Here is an 18,625-nt window from a genome sequence, read left to right on the forward strand (position 1 = left end):
AAATCGATATGGCAGGAATTATAACAGGTTATACGGCTTACGCCTGTTCACTGAGCTGGCTCTGACCCGGGAATCAGAGTGGCGATCAGCAGGCCGGTGCGAAATTCCGGGCCGGTGTTATCCTGGACTACCAGAAACATCTGGTCACCGGATTCCGTGTAGAAGCCGTTCAGAACCAGCTCGCCTCCCGCCAGTTGGATGGTGCCGTTGCCACAGGGTTCCACGGTGAACCCAAGGTCGAGCAACTCATTTTCCGGAGTGCCGACCGCGTTCTCTGTGATGGTATGGCTAACCCGGTAGCTGGTGGCGGTCAGGTCTGCGCCGGTTTCGGATTCTGCGCAGGTTTCGGATAATGTGAGCGTTCCTCCGGCCACCTGGTACAGCTGGTTCTGGTTGGTATCCAAAGCGATCATCGTGCCCTGAACCCGGTAATCGCCGGTAACGGGGGCAGCCAGGGAGGTTGTTTTGCCGGCGATCACCAGGCCATCGCCAAGTCCCGCGTCGTCGAGATTGAACGCCAGCAGGGAGCCATCGGGCGTAGCTGCGCCAAGGCCCAGCGGCGGCTCGCTTTCGGTACAGCTGCGGCACAGGCTTAGCCGGCCGATATTCTTGGTGCCGGAACTGAGCTGGGCCGGCCGGTTGGCAATGTTCCAGGTGTCGGTCACGGTAGAAGACGCTCCTGCTCCCGGAGCCCCCGTGTTGTCACGATAGATCGTAGAGTTATTCGTGGTCAGTGCCCCATCTGAGCCGACCAGCTGACCATAGCCGGTCTCGAAGGTAAGCGGCTTGCTGCCGCCAAACTGGGCAGTAAGGTACACCAGGTTGTAATCGCTGCCGGTAATGCCGGCCATGTCGAAATCTTCGCTGCGTAACAGATGCAGCTCCAGCACGGAGAGATACTGTTCTTCCAGGGTTTCCTGGCGCTTCAGCTTGCCGTCTGCATCAGCCAGGGCGATGGCCTTGCCGGCGGTAAAGTAACTGCCCAGCACCCTGTCCGGGCTTTGGTTTTCATCGCCAGGGGCGGAGGTGAAGGCATCCATGAAATAGGGATTGCGGGTCCAGCCATTGTTGGCGCTGCCGGGTTCATCGGTAATGCTCTGGTACAGGGCGCGGCCGGCCAGCAGGCGGGCAGGGTCGGAGCCGTCTTCTGAGGGCGGTGTGAGAGTAGCCGCTCCCGGTGAGCTGGAATGGCTGTTCCGGGTCCAGCCGGTTTCCCGGGCGAACTGGTGGCCGTCCGGATTGGTAAAGCCGTGAACCAGGGTGCTCCGGTCGTAGGGAATATCCGTGGCCAGCGACGTCACGTTGATATTGAAGGCCTCGAAGGAGGTGAGGGTCAGGGCCGGGTACAGAAATGCCCCGCCAAGGTCTTCTTCCTGTGCGGTACGAGCACCCCACTGGCCGGCACCGGGGAAGCGGGCATCACGGAAAGTCGGGCCCAGCTCCAGCCCCAGAAACACCGAGTTGTAATCTGCGGAGCTGGCGCGGATGGTGCCAGACGCATTCGGGCCCAGCAGAGCATAGTCTGCCATCTGCTCAATATAGCCGGCAAAATCCGCCCGCCCGGCCAGCGTACTGACGGCAGCATCCAGCGTCAGGTTGCTGGCAATATCAATCTCGAAATCGTGCACCTGGTCGGCCAGGCTGGACCACACATACTTGTTCAGGCACAGGGCGCCGCCCCGGTCGTTCACGCAGTCCATCACGGCCTGGAACTCGGTGGAGGAGTAACCGCCAAGTCCGTTTTGCACCAGGTAATGGGAGAAGGGATTCACCTTCACATCCCGGTCTGAATCGGCCGCCAGGGCTTTCATTGCAATTGTTTGGCCGCCGCCGGAATAACGGGCTTCAATCACCACATCCGGGCCGATGGGCTGGCCGTCCGGAAACGCCACAATAATGTGGCCGTCCTCACCGGTACTTGTGCTGTAGGCCACACTGCCAAGGTTTTGCCCGCCCTGGTTGCTCCGGTACACCTGCACCTGGTCCGGAATCACGATTCTCAGGTTGCGCCGGGTTTGTTCCGCATCCGGGGCATAAAAGGCGGGCACCTCCATGGTGATTCGCACCTCGTTGGCCTTCAGGCCGGCGGTGTTGCCGGAATCGCCGGTGCTGCCGGGGTTAAAGTCGTCCAGGGCGTTGACTGTATTGCCAAAACGGTTGGGAATCTCGCGAGCGCCATCAATGGCGCTGTCACCACCGCCGCAGGCGGTCAGTAGGAAGGGCAGGGCAAGGGCTGGAATCAGGCGACATTTCATGCAAGGCAATCCGGATGATGTATCTCGGCACAGCCTAGCAGCAAAACAGAGGGGAGAGCGTGAAAGCGGACACGAATCGGCCACCCGGCATCAAACCGGGCGGCCGCAAGGCGGGTATCAGAAGAAGATCTTCATACCGGCCATCACGCCTTCGTCCAGGTTGATATCCGGAGAGCCGCGGAAATCCAGTTCGGTGTTCAGGTAACGGTAACCGGCGAACACTTCTGCGTTGCGGATTACACGGTAGCTGCCGCGCAGTTCTACGCTGGTCATGTCGTCGGAATCACCAAAAGACAAAATGCTCGGGGCGTAGTGCAGGGCGCCGGTGAAGGACAGGCCCGGCACATCCGGAATGTTCAGGGTAGCAAAGCCACCAAGGCCCACCGCGCCGCCGTCTACCTGGTCGTCATCCCAGGCGATGCCGCGCAAACCAATGCCAGCGGTGGTAGGCAGGTTGCCAAGGGCGGTGCGGCCCTGGGCGTGGAAGTCCACGTTGCCGATGTGGCGGCCGCCTTCGCGATAGGTGTAGCCAGCGCCCAGCTGCAGTTCGTCCTGGGTGTCGAAGAAGTTTACCTGGCCCTTAACGGAATCGTTGGTCAGGCTCAGGTCCAGGTCGCTGGCAAATACCGGAGCGGCAGCCAGGGACAAAGCGAGGGCAGAGATGCGGGTAATCTTCATGATGACACCTTTGTTGCTTTCATTTTAGTTCGGAGTGAATGGTAAACACCTGCGCGCGGCGCCACAACTTAAATGGCTGTAAGTCGCTGTTAAGGGTGACGGGGCGGGGTTATGAGGCGCGAGCTTAGTCCGTACTGGCTGCGGCCTGGCAATACTGGTCCAGCACCGCCCGCAGCATCTCCAGGTTCACCGGCTTGGCTACGAAGGAGTCCATGCCCGCCGCCCGGCATTTTTCCTCGTCTTCTTCCATGGCGCTGGCGGTCAGGGCCACCACCGGTATCCGGGGTTTGTGGTTGTCTCGCTCCCACTGGCGCAGCCGGCGAGTCGCTTCAAAACCGTCTACCCGGGGCATCACGCAGTCCATCATGATCACATCGTATTGGTGGGTCTGGTACAGGGAGGGCGCGGCTTCGCCATCGTTGGCGGTCATCACCTGGCAGCCCAGTTTCTCCAGCAGGCGGCGGGTGAGGGTGCGGTTAACCGGGTTGTCTTCCACCAGCAACACCTGCATACAGCCGCAGGCCAGCTCCCGGCGTACGGAGCCGGTGTGGTTGATGGATTGCAGGGAAAAGCGGGTCAGGAACCGGCGCTCCTGCTGCTCTGCATCCGCAAACAGCTGGTTCAGAATCGGAATCAGGTAAGACTCCCGCAGGGATTTGCTCAGGAAAGCATCGGCCCCGGCCTGGCGGAAATGTTCGGCATCGCCCCGCTGGGGGTTGGATGAGAGAATCAGCAGGCGCATGTCCTGCCACTGCTGGTTGCCGCGAATCTGGCGGCACAGCAGGTCGCCGTCCATATCCGGCACAAAGCCGTCCAGAATGATTGCATCGTAGGGCGTGCCCGCATCAAAGGCCTGGCGCAGAAAGGTGAGCGCCTCGCCCGCCGAGCGTACCGCCTCAATGTGAACCTCGTGGCGGGACAGCATTTCCAGGGTAATCTTGCGGGACAACTCATAGGAATCCGCCACCAGAATGCGCTTGTGATGCACCTTTCGGGAATCCGGCCGCACCCGGGCCGCGCTGTCTGCCGCTTCTGGCAGGCTGATTTCCGCCCAGAAGGTGGAGCCTTCACCGGGGCGGCTTTCCAGGTCCAGCGAGCCGCCCATCAGCCCGATCAGCTGCCGGCAGATGGTCAGCCCCAGCCCGGCTCCCGGGGTCTGCCGCTGGAACTGCTGGCCCAGCTGCACATAGGGCTCATAAACCAGTGGAACATCTTCCGGGTTAATGCCCACGCCGGTGTCTTCCACGGCCAACCGCAGGCGTACCTTGTCGCCCCGCCGGCCCAGCACTTCAATGCTGATCAGCACATGGCCGGAATCGGTAAACTTGATGGCGTTGGACAGCAGGTTCAGCATCACCTGGCGAATACGTACCGGATCACCCACCAGCGCCCAGGGCAGGTTCTCATCCACCCGCACTTCCAGTGCCAGGCCTTTCTCCCGGGCACGGCTGCCGAGCATGTGGATGAGGTCGTTCAGGGTTTCCCGCAGGTCAAACGGAATGGCTTCCAGTTCCATCTTGCCGGCTTCCATGGCCGAGATATCCAGCAGGTCGTTAATGATGGCAGAGAGGTTTTCCGAAGCGCCCAGCAGGGTGTTCACATACTCCCGCTGTTCCTGGTCCAGCGGCGTGTCGGTCAGAAGGTTGGCGTAACCGAGCACGGATTGCAGGGGGATTCGCAGCTCGTGGCTGACGTTGGCCAGGAACTGGTTCTTGGCATGGTTGGCGCGGATGGCTTCGTCGCGTTCGTCACGGGATTTCAGGGTGTCCTGGCGCAGGGAGTGGGTGTCTTCCAGAATCTGCAGGCGCATGCGGTTCAGGGCCTGCTCCAGTTCTGACAGCTCATCCGGCCGCTTGGGAGCCTTGCGGCGCAGTTTCAGCGGGTCTACCAGGGCGTCCAGATTCAGCTTGGCGGCGTAATCCGCCATGGTTTCCAGGTGCCGGAACAGGGTGACGCGCACAATCAACAGCAGGCCCAGAGTGCCCAGCATCACCACAACAGACTGGAACCAGAGATTGTGCAGTGCCTGGCCCAGTACCTCGTCATAGAACTGCTGGAATGAGGACACCTTCGACAGCTCGCCATACATCTGTGCGCCGGTGGCTACCAGCGACAGCACCACGCTGTACAAAAGCACCCATGCCAGCAGCCGTAAAGCCAGCGGGCGAACACCTAAACGCTTGATAAACCGCTTGGAAGGCAAAGGCACAAGTTCCCTGTGTCGACGACAAAATCACTCGCGGCAGTTTAGCAGACCGATACCACTTCCACACGCACGGCAGCGCCCTCGTTTACAAAACGAAAACGAACGTTCAGATCGTACAGGTGTGCGCCGTAAATGCGCTCTTCATCCCGGCCCCGGCGGAACGACGGGCGGGGGTCGTAGCTCACCACATCTTCAATCAGCCCGCGCAAATCCGGGTAGCCCCCCGGGGGCAGGGTGACCAGTTGTGCGTCGGCCTCCGGGGTGAAGCTGACCGGCAGGCGCTGCAAGGGTTCTTCCTCTGCCCAGCCCAGGGAGGCCTCCGGCAGCGCATCGGCAAAGGGCAGGTAGGGCTTGATATCCAGTATCGGCGTGCCTTCAATCAGGTCATGGTCGCTGATCTTCAGCACCAGCCGGCCGTTGTGCCTGTCCAGACCCTCATTTTTTACCACCGACAAACCCAGGCTGTTAGGCCGGAACGGCGAGCGGCTGGCGAACACGCCCATCTTCTTGTTGCCGCCTAATCTGGGCGGGCGCACCACAGGCCGCCATTCTGCCCGCACCGCCTCGTGGAACTGGAACACCAGCCACAGGTGGCTGGCGGACTCCAGGCCCCGGAACGCGTCTTCCCGGTCGAATGGTGGCTCGATCACCAGGCTGGCGTGGGCATTCCTGGTGAGGCCGGGCTGGCGTGGCACCCCGAACTTATCCTGAAAGCAGGAGCGGGTGTAGGCAATGGGGGTAAGGGTGAGGGCTTCCGCAGCGGGTTTGCTTTTGTGGCGGGGTCTAGTCACGGCTGATGGTTCCGGAGAAATACATTTCGATACGCAATACCACCGAGGCCCGGTCCTGGAAGCTGTCTTCCCGGGGGAACTCCAGGGCCGGCACTACCTCGGCGAACAGCCAGTCTTCGTACATGCGATAACGCCAGGTGAAGTCCGCAAAGTAAGACGTGGTGCGCCATCCTGGCTGGCTTTCGCCCAGAACACCTATGCGGGGCGTAACCACCGACCGGTTATTCAGGCGTTTGCGTACACTGAAAATCTGCGCCGCATCGAACCGGCGTTCATCGTGAATCCACTCAAGCTCCGACGACGCAAAAAAATGCCAGCCGTTGCCCACCGGCCGGTCCCAGCCCATCCAGGAGCGCGCGCCCCAGCCTTCGGTGTGGTAGTAGTAAACCCGTTGTTTAAGGTTGAATGCCCAGTCTTCATCGATTCGCCAGCCCTTGCTGGCGGTCGTGCGCCAGAAGGCTTCCGGGGGCAGCCGCAGCCGGCCACCGATATCCGTGGACAGGTTGATCGCATCGCCCACCTGGGTCAGGTAGCGCAGGGCACCGGTGGTTTCGGTTTCGGTACGCTCGGGCTCGGTTAAAGTGCGGTCTCGCTCCCGCTCGGCCAGGGGGATCAGTTCCTCGCTTTCGCTCTCCACCACCAGCCGCAGCCTTTCCTCGGCCGTGGGTACATCCAGCCGGAACCGGGCTTCCGGCTCGAAACTGGCCAGGTTGCTGTATTCCGATTCTGCCGCGAAGCCCAGGCGAAGGTAGCTTTCGTTGTTGGGCAGAACATGACTGGAGCCAGACAGGGTCTGGTCTGCCCAGGCGCCCATGGATTGCACGTTAACCCCGTGCCGGCGTTCCTGGCGAATCACCCAGTTACTGAAATCCAGCCACCAGGAATCTTCCGGCTCGGCCCAGTATTCATCGGGATCAAAGGTATAGAAAGATGCTGGCAGGCGATAGGGCGACAGCACTTCGGACACCGGCGCCGCTTGCATATTGAACACCGGCTCGCCGCCACGGGCTGTGGGTGCCAGAACCGCGCCGAAGGCCAGGAACGAGACAAAAAACGAGGTGTAACGCAGCCGAAGCTCCTTAACTGAATTCAGCCAGCAAACGGTTATGCAGCTCACAAACCTGAAGCTCCACGTTATCCAGCGGGCGGTTATTATCAATAATAGCGCTTGCCCGCGCCCGCCGCTCGTCCCGGCCCAGCTGCGCTGCCATAATCCGCTCCACCTGTTCCCGGGAATTGGCATCCCGTGCCATAGTGCGCTCCAGCTGAACCTCCTCCGGCACATCCACCACAATCAACTGCTCGACCAGTTGGTGTTGATTGGTTTCCAGAAGCAGGGGAGATACCAGCAGCACATAAGGTAACGGATAATCGCCGGAGTTGCCCTTAGCCGAAAGGCTGGCAGGGTTACGCAACTGGCGAACCAGTTCCTCACGAATCACCGGGTGCAACAACTGCTCCAGCCACTCCCGCTCCGCAGGTTCCGCAAACACCCGCTCCCGCAACCAGGCGCGGTTCAGCGAACCATCCGGTTGCAGCACTTCAGCACCAAAGTGCTCTGCAATTTGCGCCAACGCCGGCTGCCCCGGTTCTACAACTTCACGGGCTACGTTATCGGCATCCACCCAGTGCACGCCCAGTTCGCCAAATAGCCGGGCTACCGTAGACTTTCCGGAGCCGATACCGCCTGTTAAGCCAATAATCCTCACGCATCAAACTCCCAAAAACCCAAACCAGGCCGCCTGGATCTCCGCCCCAAACCAAAGTCCCAACAACCCGGCAGCCGCCAGATAAGGCCCAAATGGAATCGGCACCTCACGCCCATGCTTCTTGAATACCATCAGCGCAATACCAACCACAGCCCCCACCAGAGAAGACAACAAAATCACCGCCGGCAACAACTGCCACCCCAGCCAGGCCCCAAGCGCCGCCAGCAACTTGAAATCGCCATGGCCCATGCCTTCCTTGCCGGTTGCCAGCTTGAACAACCAATACACCGACCACAGCGACAAATACCCCGCCACAGCACCCCAGAAGGCGCTCTCGAAATCCGTCAGCACGCCAAAATAATTCAGCACCAGGCCCAGCCACATCAGCGGCAGGGTGATGCTGTCTGGCAGAAGCTGGGTATCAAAATCAATCACCGTCAACGCTACCAGCGCCCACACCAGCAGCAACGCCCAGAGCGCGGCTTCCGTCGGCCCCAGCAGGAGCACCGTAACTACCGAAAACGCTGCGGTAACGGCCTCAATCAGAGGGTAACGAACCGAAATCCGGGACTTGCAGGAAGAACACTTGCCGCCAAGAAACAACCAGCTCACCACCGGAATATTTTCCCAGGCCCGAATCTTGTGGCCGCAGGAAGGGCAGGTTGATGCAGGTTTGGAGAGGGTGATGGTTTCTTCTTTCTTGCGCTGGGCCTCCGGAACCTCCAGGAATTCCTCGCACTGGCAACGCCAGTCCTGGTGCATCATTTTGGGCAGGCGCAGGATGACTACGTTCAGGAAACTGCCGATGCAGAGGGAGACGAAGGTTACGGTCAGGTAGAGGAGCCAGGGGGTGTTGAGGAATACGTCTAGAGAGGGCATTCAGGAACTCATTGGAAATGTTGGGAGAACGCCTGCTCCCCGAAGACGCGGGGAGCAGAAACGGGCAGGTGCTTAGCCAACAACCTGACCCATCTGGAAGATCGGCAGGTACATGGCAATGATCAGGCCACCTACCAGCACACCCAGAACCGCCATGATCATAGGCTCCATCAGGGCAGTCAGGTTGTCCACCATGTCGTCCACCACGGCCTCGTAGTGCTCGGCTACTTTCTGCAGCATTTCATCCAGGTTACCGGATTCTTCACCAATGGCGGTCAACTGCACTGCCATCACAGGGAAGATGTCCTGCTGGCGCATGGAAGCCTGTAGCTGGGTACCACTGGAAACGTCGTTCTTGATGCGTTGGATGGCATCGCGATAAACCGCGTTACCGGTGGCCCCGGCTACGGAATCGAGGGCGTCGACTAGCGGTACACCGGCGGCGAAGGTGGTGGATAGTACCCGGCCGAACTTGGCTACGGCGGATTTGTCCAGGATTTCACCCATGATCGGTATCTTCAGAACATACTTGTCGACAACATCCGAAAACTTTTGAGAGCGTCGCTTGGATTCCTTGAACAGGAATATCGTACCCACAATGCCCAGTAACACCACAAACCACCAGCTTTGCAGCCACTCCGATAACCGAATTACCATTTGGGTAAATACCGGTAATTCGGCTCCAAATCCACTAAACAGAGATTCGAACTGCGGAACAACCTTAACCAGGAGAATTGCGGTGACCACGATTGCTACGACGACTACCGCAATCGGGTAGGTCATGGCCTTTTTGACTTTCTTCTTGAGAATCTCGGTCTTTTCAAGATAAGTCGCAATCCGATCCAGCATCGCCTCCAATGCGCCAGCCTTTTCACCGGAATCCACCAGGTTGCAGTACAGATCATCAAAGTGCTTCGGATGCTTGCGCAAAGAAGCAGCAAAGCCGGAACCGGAAGAAATATCATTCCGGATGGTTACCACCAGCTCCTGCAAGCCCTTGTTTTCAAGACCGTCTGCGACGATGTCAAAGCTCTGCACCAGCGGCACACCGGCCTTCATCATGGTAGCCAGCTGTCGGGTGAGCATGGCAATGTCGAACGGCGTAATCTTCTTACTGCCGCCGAACAACGGCTTGGGCTTTTTCTTGACCTTGTCTGGAACTACCCCTTGCTTGCGGAGTTGAGCTTTGGCCAGAGCAAGGCTGGAGCCCATAATCTCGCCCTTGGTTTTATTGCCTTTGCGGTCTTTGCCTTGCCAAACGTACGATTCCAGCTTCTGCGCTTTTTCTGCCATGCTTAATCCTTCGTCACGCGGTTGGCTTCCTCAAGGCTGGTCACCCCCTGAATTACTTTCAGAAGGGCGGACTGCCGTAGCGTGCGGAAGCCTTCCGCCTGAGCCTGCTTTGCTATTTTTATAGAACTGGCTTCTTCCATAATCATGTTCGCCAGCTCGTCTGTAATCTTGACCACCTCGTAAATACCAACGCGGCCTTTGTATCCCCCATTGCATTTATCACAGCCCTTGGGGCGGTACAACGTGAAGCCTGTATCAATTTGTTCTTGTGTGAACCCCTCCTGCAAAAGCACATCCGCCGGAATATCCGCCGGCTGTTTGCAGCCATTACACAACCGCCGCCCTAGGCGCTGAGCAATAATCAGGCTCACGGAGGTGGCGATGTTGAACGCGGGCACGCCCATGTTCATCATCCGGGTGAGGGTTTCCGCAGCGCTGTTGGTGTGCAGGGTGGATAGTACAAGGTGACCGGTTTGCGCCGCCTTGATGGCAATGTTGGCGGTTTCCAGATCTCGGATCTCACCCACCATGATCACGTCCGGGTCTTGCCGCAGGAAGGCTCGCAGCGCTTCCGCAAAGCCCAGGCCCACCTTGTTGTTCACGTTCACCTGGTTGATGCCTTCCAGGTTGATTTCCGCCGGGTCTTCCGCTGTGGAAATGTTGCGCTCGGTGGTGTTCAGAATGTTCAAGCCGGTATATAGGGAAACCGTTTTACCGGAGCCGGTCGGCCCGGTAACCAGGATCATGCCCTGAGGCTGCTCCAAGGCATCCAGGTACAGCTGCTTCTGGTCTTCCTCGTAACCCAGCACGTCAATGCCGAGCTTGGCCTGACTCGGGTCCAGAATCCGAAGCACAATTTTCTCACCCCACAGCGTGGGCAGGGTGTTTACCCGGAAGTCGATGGCCTTGGTTTTGGACAGCTTCATCTTGATCCGGCCATCCTGGGGTACCCGGCGCTCGGAGATATCCAGCTGCGCCATGATCTTCACCCGGGCAGAAATCTTGGGCGCCAGCTTGATGGACGGGCGGGAAATTTCTTTCAGAATGCCATCGGTACGGTATCGAACACGGTAGGACTTTTCGTAAGGCTCAAAGTGCACATCCGATGCGCCGCCGCGAATGGCATCCAGCAGCATCTTATTCACATACTTGACGATGGGCGCGTCATCTACCTCGGCAGTGACCGCCTTTTCGTCTTCCTGATCACCGCCTTCAGTCTCCACCCCTTCCAAATCGGCGTCTTCCAGGTCGCCCATGGTGGAATCCTGGCTTTCCAGATACTTGTCGATGGCAACTCTAAGTTTTGCGTCATCTACCAGAATCGAGTCTGTGCTCAAGCCGGTGTTGAACTTGATTTCGTCCAGCGCTTGCAGGTTGGTCGGGTCTGAAATAGCCACAAACAATCGGTTGCCACGTTTATAAAGTGGCAGGGCGTTGTGCTTACGGATGAGCTTCTCGTCGACCGTTTTCTCCGGCAGCATTTCCGGGGCAAAGGCGTCCAGGTCCAGTACCGATACGCCGAACTCCATGGCGGCAGAAAACGCCAGTCTGCGGCTGTCGGCCAGGTCGTTCTGGGTGAGGTAGGTGATCAGCGGAATGCGGTTATTGGAAGCCTGAAGAAAGGCATCCTTGGCCACGTCTTCATCCAGAAGCCCGTCTTCCACGAATCGACGGGCCAGGCCCGTCAGCGTCACGTTTCGGTTGCTGCTCGCCATAAATGCTCTGAGGAAAGTCTTATAAGTGGCTGAATCTCGTATTTATGAACCAGAGTTTAGATGGATGGTACCGCTTTGGAAAGCGGGGTGTGTCTCAGGTTTGATCTTTCTTAAGGGCGTGTAGGGAAAAGCGGCGTGTCTGGGATTGTCATTATCTGGGTGACAAAAATTGTCACCTGTGGACGGTGAGCGGCACACGTTTTTTGTCATGGGAGGGCGTTGACCGGCATTTCTTGATTTAAGTCACTGTATGAGCTCTGATTTTTAACATTTTCTTGCATTTGGCATGGGGCATGCTTAAGTTACCTCACGCTCAGCGCGGAAACGGGGCAAAGCTCCGCCGCCCCGGAGCTGGATAAACGAAAAATGACAACTCTTGAGGTTGATAACATGCAAAAGATTCAGATGAACAAAGGTCAGCAGGGTTTTACTCTGATCGAACTGATGATCGTTGTGGCGATTATTGGTATTTTGGCGGCTGTGGCTATTCCGCAGTACCAAAACTACGTTGCAAAATCCCAAGTGACCCGGGTAATGCAAGAAACTGGTGCCCTGAAAACAGTTGTCGAAACATGTATGTTGAACGGTGACACTGGTAATGGTGAGTGTGATTTGGGTTGGACTGCTAGCAACCTTATTGGCGGCGAATATACTCCCCAAACTGGTTTGACAGTTACCATTGCTGAGGATGCTACCACTGACACCACCATTGTTGCCGCATTCGGTGGTAACGCTGCTGCGGTAATTGCAGAGGCTGATCTGACTTGGACTCGGACTCCTGCCGGAGTTTGGAGTTGTACCACCAGTGTCGCGGAAGCTTACCAGCCGACAGGATGTGGTACTGCGACCATTACAACTCAGTAATTTTTGAGTTAGTAAGTTATCTCAGAAGAGATGATTAGCTCTTCACTAGTCTCTCAAAAAGCCTCTTTGTTTATGAAGGGGCTTTTTACGTATATCCCTCATTTTTGCGTGATTGTCTTAGCAATCACATTATTCTCAAACGCATTGATTGCTCCCGCTGATACATATAATTATCAGAGATTTATACAGTTTTTGTTATTTTTGACTTGCTTCGTGGTAACCTTGCTGGCTTTTTTGTCATTGAAGCTTGATCCGCGATTGTTTGTTTTTGTAGTTTCAAGAGATAGATGCGTTGCAGTCGCTTGTCTAGCTGCTATTACAATAGGGCTTGCTGGAAGTTTGTCGTTATCAAAATTTCCCGTTTGGTCAATGTTGGATCTCGAATATTGGCTTATCGGTTTGGGGATGACTTGGTCGACACTTCTGTCCATTCGCCAATTTGAGATTGTCCACTGGCAACGGCTTGGCCTGGTCTGCTTGCTCCTTATGACTCTTTTCTTTATAAGGAGCATGATCGATATTTCGATTTCTGTGCCTTTTACTAATTTGCTTACAGCAACACCAGGGGTCGCCAATATCAGGCTTTTTTCTGATTTGGCGGTCGTAATTATGCCCTTGTCGTGGCTTGCTTTGTCTGGTAGATCGGGGCCGGGCTTAAGATTTCTTGTTTTAATTATGAGTATATATTGGGCATGGATTTTGCTCTTAACGGAAGCCCGCTCGGGTTTGGTGTCATTGTTTATTGCGGTGAGTTGGGTGTTCCTTTTGCATGGGAAAGCGGGGCGTTGGGCTTTCTGTATCTATCTATTTATAATTGCTACATCGTTTGCGTTATTATTGTCCCTGCCAGTGCTATCTGTGGATGGGTGGACTAGAGATGTCACCTCGTCAAGTGGCCGCTGGTCTCTTTGGGCATTGTCGCTAAAATATTTTGCGGAGTCTTTCCCCTTCGGAATTGGCGGGATGATGTTCGCTGCAGATGGAAGGCCTGTTATATCTTCGCCCCATAACATAATTCTAATATTGATGGCGGAATGGGGAGCTTTGGTTGTTGCTGGGATTCTGACTTTATTGCTGGTTTCCTTAAGGCAGGGGTCGCTTGAGTGGCGCAGTAGAGTGCCTTTTTACATCGGGGTGGTTAGAACTCCCGTTGTAATTGGCACTGTGGCTGGCTCGGTAAACCTGATGTTTTCAGGTGCTCAGATAGCACCATTTAGCTCTCTGGTTTTGGTTCTCTCCTATGGTGCACTTTTGGCGATCTATTTCCCCTCGCGTAGAAAGGAAAAGTCAGGAGGGATTTTCGGCACTGTTCTATCCATAGGCCTTCTCGTGATTTGCTTTCATGCAAGTTGGTTAGGTTATGAGCTATACGAGATTTCTGAGGCCAACAGACAAGTTTGTTACGAAGCCACCGAAGTGTTTTCGCCGAGGTTCTGGGTGCAAGGTAGACTAGACTGCGGTGTTGGGTATTAGTTCTTAGGGTTAAATGCACTTAATGCAAAATTGGAGTGTTCGGTTTGAAACGCGCGCGTTCGCTTGCAGGCCTTTTTTTGATTATTATCTTTCCATTTCTTTTGGTGACCCATTATTGGATCACTGACCGAAATGCTGTATTGCGTGCGATATATCCACTTCAAGCATACGTCTCAGAAGTTACCATTGATTGTAGTCCTGGGGCGCCAGACTGGTTAGGATCTATTGTAGAACATGGGATTTGGGGGTTGCGCTCATTATCTACGCAAGTTGTATTTATCGATATTGACGGTAATGTTGACAATTGTGAGTCTGGCTGGGAGGACGGCTCGCTGTTTAAGAAAGTAGATAAAGATTCTAAGTTTTATTATGGGAGTTTGACTAAGCCAATTACAGCTGCCGCCCTAATGATACTCAATAAAGAATCTAAAATTTCCTACGATGATAATGTTTATGGTTACCTTAATGTTGAAGAGAAGGCAAGTAGTGATTATAAGCTTCCTTATATAACGGTTGATGATCTAATGAAGCACCGTTCGTGGATTGTGGGAAACATTTTCAATTTAAATAAAGCTTCTTGGTGCCCATATGCTGTTGTAAATCCGGACAACTACAGGTTTAATGGTCACGGCTCGAAGGACACGAAGTATTCGAATCTTGGGTATTGTTTGTTAGGAGAGGTTTTAGCAAATCAGATGTCCTCAGATTATAGGAAATCAATTGATCGTATCCTGAATTTAGAGGGTAGAGGCATAGAGTTCGCGAATGCCTGGAATCATAAGGGCACGGTACAAGCTGATTTCCGATACAATGATTTCTACGGAAATTTAAATCCGCCAAGTTTTGACTACTATGCTATTTCCTCATCAGCAGGCTTGGTCGGGAGCGCATATGATTACGCTCTGCTTGTCAGAGACCTCTTGGAAATGGATTTGGACGGCTTTTTTTCCGAGAAGGCAGTTGAGTGTGATGATAGTCGACTTCGAAGCTGTTATGGACGGGCGTTTTATGTTTATAGATGTATCGATGGTCAAGTTTACAATATAAAAGAGGGATATATGCCTGGATATTCAGGCGTCGTAGTAATAAATAGTCGAAAAGAAATTTTTGTTTGGCTGGGGAATTCGGATACTAATAATGCCGCGAATGGTGTCGCAATGGAAAAATTTATTGCGGCACTTTCTGGAAATGGGTTTTAGGGCTTAGCCTGACCTTGGACCTGACCTTGGGCAGGCACCAGTGTCCCGTCTCAAGCCCTGATCATGGACAGGCACTAGCCTGACCAGATCCCCAAAGGCCCGGCGGTTTCGACCCCGGGCCTTTGTCGTTTCTAGCTTTCGGTTTCACTGCGGTCTCAACTGATCATGGACAGGCACTAGCCTGACCAGATCCCCAAAGGCCCGGCGGTTTCGACCCCGGGCCTTTGTTGTTTCTGGCCGTTTGTCTACTGCGTCTATCTCGGGGTTATGACAAAACGGCGGCGGCATTCCACCGTGAATTGTGGAAATCTGCCGATTTCAGGCGAGCGACGTCCTCGGCGGGCGCGCCGATAGTCTGATTTGAGAAAGAAGGGGAGGGAGCCTAAGCCGCTTGTCGTCGCCGTCCAGGATTTCGGTAATCCTGATAGCTATCTTCAAAGGCAGTCGCCCGGCGGCACCACCGTTCCGGGTCCAGATTCAGCCGTTCCAGAATCGGCAGCGCGCTTTCGTCAATAGCGCCCCGTTTGTCACTCCGGCTGATCCGCCCGGTGCAATCCACCAGTTCCAGGTAATCTTCAAAGCTGAACAGTATTCCGCGCTGAAAGCCATTCCGAATGACTCCCTCAAAACCCAGTAGCGGTTTTAACGGTACCGCAAAATCATTCAGTGCCTGCTGTTCCGTCTGTCGTGCAATGGCTTCCGCCAGATTGAAGCTAGGATGAATGCGTTCCATGATGCTGGTGTGTTCAGAGGTTTCTGGAGTCTCTGCCATGGCCGCTCGTATGGGGTTCAGGTCTACATAGGCCATACAGGAAAGGAGGGCTTCTTCGGTATCCAAGGCTTGGGATTTAAAGCGACTTTCCCAGAAATGGCCGGTGCACTCATCTTCCCGGTTGGCTTGCCTCGCAATTGGTTCATTCAGGCATTTCATAAACCAGCTCAAATCCGCCAACCGCTGCCGGAACGTTTCTGCGTACGCCTCAACTCGCCTGAGCTCTGCCGCACACAGCTCGTCACCCCGATGATAACGCTGCACCAGTGGTGGCCCTTTATAAAGGCTGCACCAGCGCGCCAGCACCTCATCCATACTCCAGGGTTCCACCTCATCCGGGCTGAGCTTCACCACCAGGTGGTAGTGATTCGACATCACCGCATAAGCGGCAACATCTACCGCGAACACAGATGCCAGAAGCCGGATTTGCTCTTCAATCCAGCCCCGCCGGTGCTCATAACAGCGCCCGGTGGCGCGGTCCTGCCCGCACAGGAATGTGCGGCGCACGCAGCGTGAGATCACGTGGTAGAACGGGGTGTCTGAAACGCTGACCAGTTCTGCTCTGGCTTTGGGCATGGTGAAGTCCTTGTCTTCCGTGACTGTTGACATGCTCATATCATGCATCAATAATTTGAAGCTGTATATATGTACAGCATCTTGTTGCAGGATATAACTGGCTCATAAATGTTATTGGTTCCGGTGTTCCACTCAGTGGTATGGTTCGCGTATGATAAGGATCTTCAGAACGAAAACGTTTTATCGATGGATGCGGAGAAAAGGATTGCATCGCACAGTCATGGCAAGAGATAAAGATCATGGACAGGCACTAGCTTAGTGCTAAGTCAACTAAGCTAAATCGTCCATCCCAACATCAAGCGCCTCGGCCAGGGCTTTCAGAACTTTGGTGGACGCAGTTTTGCCAGTGTTCTCAATCTGGCTGATGTATGACTTGCCAACTCCGGCCGCCTTGCCAAGGGTTTCTTGGGTCAGCCCGCGGTATTCTCGCCAGATCTTCACCGGGTGTTCTTTCCCGGTTATCAGGCGTTCGGCAATGTCTCCCGGAACGGTTTCATCCTCGCCGATGGCCAGCTCCTTCATTGCAGCACTGCCGTCTGCAGCATCCTGCGCATCTTCAGCAAGTGCCAGCAGCTCGAGATACTCGTTGTAGGGCACCACGGCATATTCTGGTTTGCCTTCTCGTTCAATAATTTGAGCACTCATTTGTAAACGTCTCCTCTTGTGCCTATCTTCAGCACCAGTACCACCAATTCACCGTTATCAATACGGCATATTGCCCGATAACTCCCTTGCCTCAGCCTCCAGAAGGGCTGGCCTTTCATTGGTTTCCAGTCGCCTTCATAGGTATATGGGGCTTGAGCCATATTTGTAAGTTCCTGATGCATTTTTAACGCCTTTGTTTTAGGCATTTTTTGCAGGGCTTTCAGGGCTGACTTTTTGTAGGTTAGTTTGTACATCAGGCGAGTTTACTTTTGAGTTTACTGGGGGTCAACAATTGCGAGCTTTTACACTCCGGCTTTGGGGGCGCGGACAGGCACTAGCCTGCCAAATAACCGGGTCAGACCCCCGGCGACCTTATTCGTAAGTGCAGAAGTAAGCCGTATCCACCTCAGCCTTCACCTTAAAACTGGTATTCGCGGCCACCTCAAAAGCCTTTCGGGCATCGTATCGAACCCAGCTCTCACTGCCCGGCAGCTGAACCGTCAGCGCGCCACTGACAACCGTCATCACTTCCTTTTGGCTGGTACCGAACTCATACTCACCCGGGCTGATGACGCCCACGGTGGCAGGTAGTGTCTCGCCCTGGAAGGCGATGGATTTTACTTTGCCGTCGAAGTACTCGTTTACACTCAGCATGGCCGTGATTCCTTATAAATTGGGCGGCTAATATACTGCAAGATCCCGTGGACAGGCACTTGTTAATTAACGAGGGCATTATGGACCTCTTTGACCAATTCACCCCGCCAGGAAACCTTCTGCCCTACGATGGCGATGTCCGCTATTACGGGGTAGTGATGGGGCACGGGCAGACAGATGATTTCTTCCGGCGTTTGCTGGAGGAAATCCCCTGGGCCCACGACGAGCTGGTGATGTTCGGCCGGCCTGTGGTCACCCGCCGTAATGGCATATGAAGTGACCCCTAAAACTTGGACAGTTTAATCAGGCTGCAGCGGCAGCCTGCTCTCTGTACTCCACCGGAGTCAGGCCATTGAGTGTCAGCCGGATCCGGTGGTGGTTATAGTAGTCAATGTACTGCTCAATTCCGTGTCGTAATTGCTCAACGCTATCGAACCGGTTCAAGTAATAGAACTCGGATTTCAATGTGCCGAAGAAGCTCTCCATAGCCGCGTTGTCCAGGCAATTGCCCTTGCGGGACATGCTTTGAGTTAGCCCCTTCTCTTCGAGCATCCGGCAATACTCCGGATGCTGGTAATGCCAGCCTTGATCCGAGTGTACCACTGGACTGGTTCCTTGCTTGAGTCGCCTCAAGGCCTTTTTCAGCATCTCCGTGACCATGGGAAGCACCGGCCGGTCACGGAGTTCATAGGCCAGGATTTCACCGTTGAACAGGTCCATCACCGGCGACAGGTACAGCTTGCGTCCTTGCACCTTGAACTCAGTAACGTCCGTTGCCCACTTCGTGTTGGGCTTGGTGGCCCGGAAGTCCCGGGCCAGTAGATTCGGTGCTTTCTTGCCCACGGGGCCTCGGTAGGAGCGGTATCGCTTCACCCGAACTCTGGATTTCAGCCCCAGCTGTTGCATCAGCCGCTGA

The 18,625-nt window shown here is 55.3% G+C and carries 18 protein-coding genes; 4 read left to right on the plus strand and 14 right to left on the minus strand.

Annotation, left to right across the window (positions count from 1 at the left end):
- Nucleotides 1-47: 47 nt before the first annotated feature.
- The 9 genes from H3Z84_RS08770 to pilB all read right to left on the minus strand — a co-directional run bounded on the left by H3Z84_RS08770 (nt 48) and on the right by pilB (nt 11,526).
- Nucleotides 48-2,255 carry a hypothetical protein gene (locus H3Z84_RS08770; protein ID WP_199457185.1) on the minus strand — a complete coding sequence of 736 codons (2,208 nt, stop codon included), beginning with the start codon at nt 2,253-2,255 and terminating at the stop codon, nt 48-50.
- A 117-nt stretch (nt 2,256-2,372) separates the two neighbouring features.
- Nucleotides 2,373-2,933: a YfaZ family outer membrane protein gene (locus H3Z84_RS08775; protein WP_199457186.1), complete on the minus strand. Its 561-nt coding sequence runs from the start codon at nt 2,931-2,933 to the stop codon at nt 2,373-2,375.
- A gap of 124 nt (nt 2,934-3,057) precedes the next feature.
- On the minus strand, nt 3,058-5,136 hold the full coding sequence (locus tag H3Z84_RS08780; protein ID WP_199457187.1) for a response regulator: 2,079 nt from the start codon (nt 5,134-5,136) through the stop codon (nt 3,058-3,060).
- 44 nt (nt 5,137-5,180) lie between these two features.
- The gene (tsaA, locus tag H3Z84_RS08785; protein WP_199457188.1) at nt 5,181-5,930 is read right to left on the minus strand and encodes a tRNA (N6-threonylcarbamoyladenosine(37)-N6)-methyltransferase TrmO; all 750 of its coding nucleotides are present in this window, start codon (nt 5,928-5,930) and stop codon (nt 5,181-5,183) included.
- A complete protein-coding gene (locus H3Z84_RS08790) occupies nt 5,923-7,047 on the minus strand; it encodes a hypothetical protein (RefSeq protein ID WP_323126965.1) in 1,125 nt (374 codons plus the stop codon). The genes tsaA and H3Z84_RS08790 overlap by 8 nt, the downstream gene beginning before the upstream one ends.
- Nucleotides 7,010-7,639 carry a dephospho-CoA kinase gene (gene coaE, locus H3Z84_RS08795; RefSeq protein ID WP_199457189.1) on the minus strand — a complete coding sequence of 210 codons (630 nt, stop codon included), beginning with the start codon at nt 7,637-7,639 and terminating at the stop codon, nt 7,010-7,012. The genes H3Z84_RS08790 and coaE overlap by 38 nt, the downstream gene beginning before the upstream one ends.
- A gap of 3 nt (nt 7,640-7,642) precedes the next feature.
- Nucleotides 7,643-8,518, minus strand: coding sequence for a prepilin peptidase (locus tag H3Z84_RS08800; protein WP_199457190.1), 876 nt, complete (start codon nt 8,516-8,518; stop codon nt 7,643-7,645).
- A 72-nt stretch (nt 8,519-8,590) separates the two neighbouring features.
- Nucleotides 8,591-9,811, minus strand: a complete 1,221-nt coding sequence (locus H3Z84_RS08805; protein ID WP_199457191.1) for a type II secretion system F family protein — start codon at nt 9,809-9,811, stop codon at nt 8,591-8,593.
- 2 nt (nt 9,812-9,813) lie between these two features.
- Nucleotides 9,814-11,526 carry a type IV-A pilus assembly ATPase PilB gene (pilB, locus tag H3Z84_RS08810; RefSeq protein WP_199457192.1) on the minus strand — a complete coding sequence of 571 codons (1,713 nt, stop codon included), beginning with the start codon at nt 11,524-11,526 and terminating at the stop codon, nt 9,814-9,816.
- A 366-nt stretch (nt 11,527-11,892) separates the two neighbouring features.
- Here pilB and H3Z84_RS08815 point away from each other — a divergent pair, with 366 nt between their 5' ends.
- From H3Z84_RS08815 to H3Z84_RS08825, 3 genes are read left to right on the plus strand one after another with little or no spacing between them, the layout of a single operon-like run.
- Complete coding sequence (locus tag H3Z84_RS08815) at nt 11,893-12,390, plus strand: pilin (RefSeq protein WP_323126966.1); 498 nt, start codon at nt 11,893-11,895, stop codon at nt 12,388-12,390.
- Between the two features lie 30 nt (nt 12,391-12,420).
- Nucleotides 12,421-13,863: an O-antigen ligase family protein gene (locus tag H3Z84_RS08820; protein ID WP_199457193.1), complete on the plus strand. Its 1,443-nt coding sequence runs from the start codon at nt 12,421-12,423 to the stop codon at nt 13,861-13,863.
- Nucleotides 13,864-13,907: 44 nt separating this feature from the next.
- Nucleotides 13,908-15,062, plus strand: coding sequence for a serine hydrolase domain-containing protein (locus H3Z84_RS08825; RefSeq protein ID WP_199457194.1), 1,155 nt, complete (start codon nt 13,908-13,910; stop codon nt 15,060-15,062).
- A gap of 382 nt (nt 15,063-15,444) precedes the next feature.
- Here H3Z84_RS08825 and H3Z84_RS08830 read toward each other — a convergent pair whose 3' ends face one another.
- From H3Z84_RS08830 to H3Z84_RS08845, 4 genes are all read right to left on the minus strand, one after another.
- A complete protein-coding gene (locus H3Z84_RS08830) occupies nt 15,445-16,443 on the minus strand; it encodes a transposase (RefSeq protein ID WP_228285757.1) in 999 nt (332 codons plus the stop codon).
- Nucleotides 16,444-16,680: 237 nt separating this feature from the next.
- The gene (locus H3Z84_RS08835; RefSeq protein WP_199457195.1) at nt 16,681-17,055 is read right to left on the minus strand and encodes a helix-turn-helix domain-containing protein; all 375 of its coding nucleotides are present in this window, start codon (nt 17,053-17,055) and stop codon (nt 16,681-16,683) included.
- A complete protein-coding gene (locus H3Z84_RS08840) occupies nt 17,052-17,309 on the minus strand; it encodes a type II toxin-antitoxin system RelE family toxin (protein WP_058341274.1) in 258 nt (85 codons plus the stop codon). The genes H3Z84_RS08835 and H3Z84_RS08840 overlap by 4 nt, the downstream gene beginning before the upstream one ends.
- 118 nt (nt 17,310-17,427) lie before the next feature.
- On the minus strand, nt 17,428-17,709 hold the full coding sequence (locus H3Z84_RS08845; protein ID WP_094626063.1) for a pyrimidine/purine nucleoside phosphorylase: 282 nt from the start codon (nt 17,707-17,709) through the stop codon (nt 17,428-17,430).
- A gap of 80 nt (nt 17,710-17,789) precedes the next feature.
- On the opposite strand from H3Z84_RS08845, the gene H3Z84_RS08850 reads away from it, so the two are divergent.
- Nucleotides 17,790-17,984 carry a hypothetical protein gene (locus tag H3Z84_RS08850; RefSeq protein ID WP_199457196.1) on the plus strand — a complete coding sequence of 65 codons (195 nt, stop codon included), beginning with the start codon at nt 17,790-17,792 and terminating at the stop codon, nt 17,982-17,984.
- A 28-nt stretch (nt 17,985-18,012) separates the two neighbouring features.
- Here H3Z84_RS08850 and H3Z84_RS08855 read toward each other — a convergent pair.
- A partial coding sequence (locus H3Z84_RS08855) for an IS3 family transposase (protein WP_199457197.1) occupies nt 18,013-18,625 on the minus strand: 613 nt, incomplete at its 5' end.

This window comes from Marinobacter sp. bablab_jr003, from assembly GCF_016464245.1.
Classification (GTDB): domain Bacteria; phylum Pseudomonadota; class Gammaproteobacteria; order Pseudomonadales; family Oleiphilaceae; genus Marinobacter; species Marinobacter vinifirmus.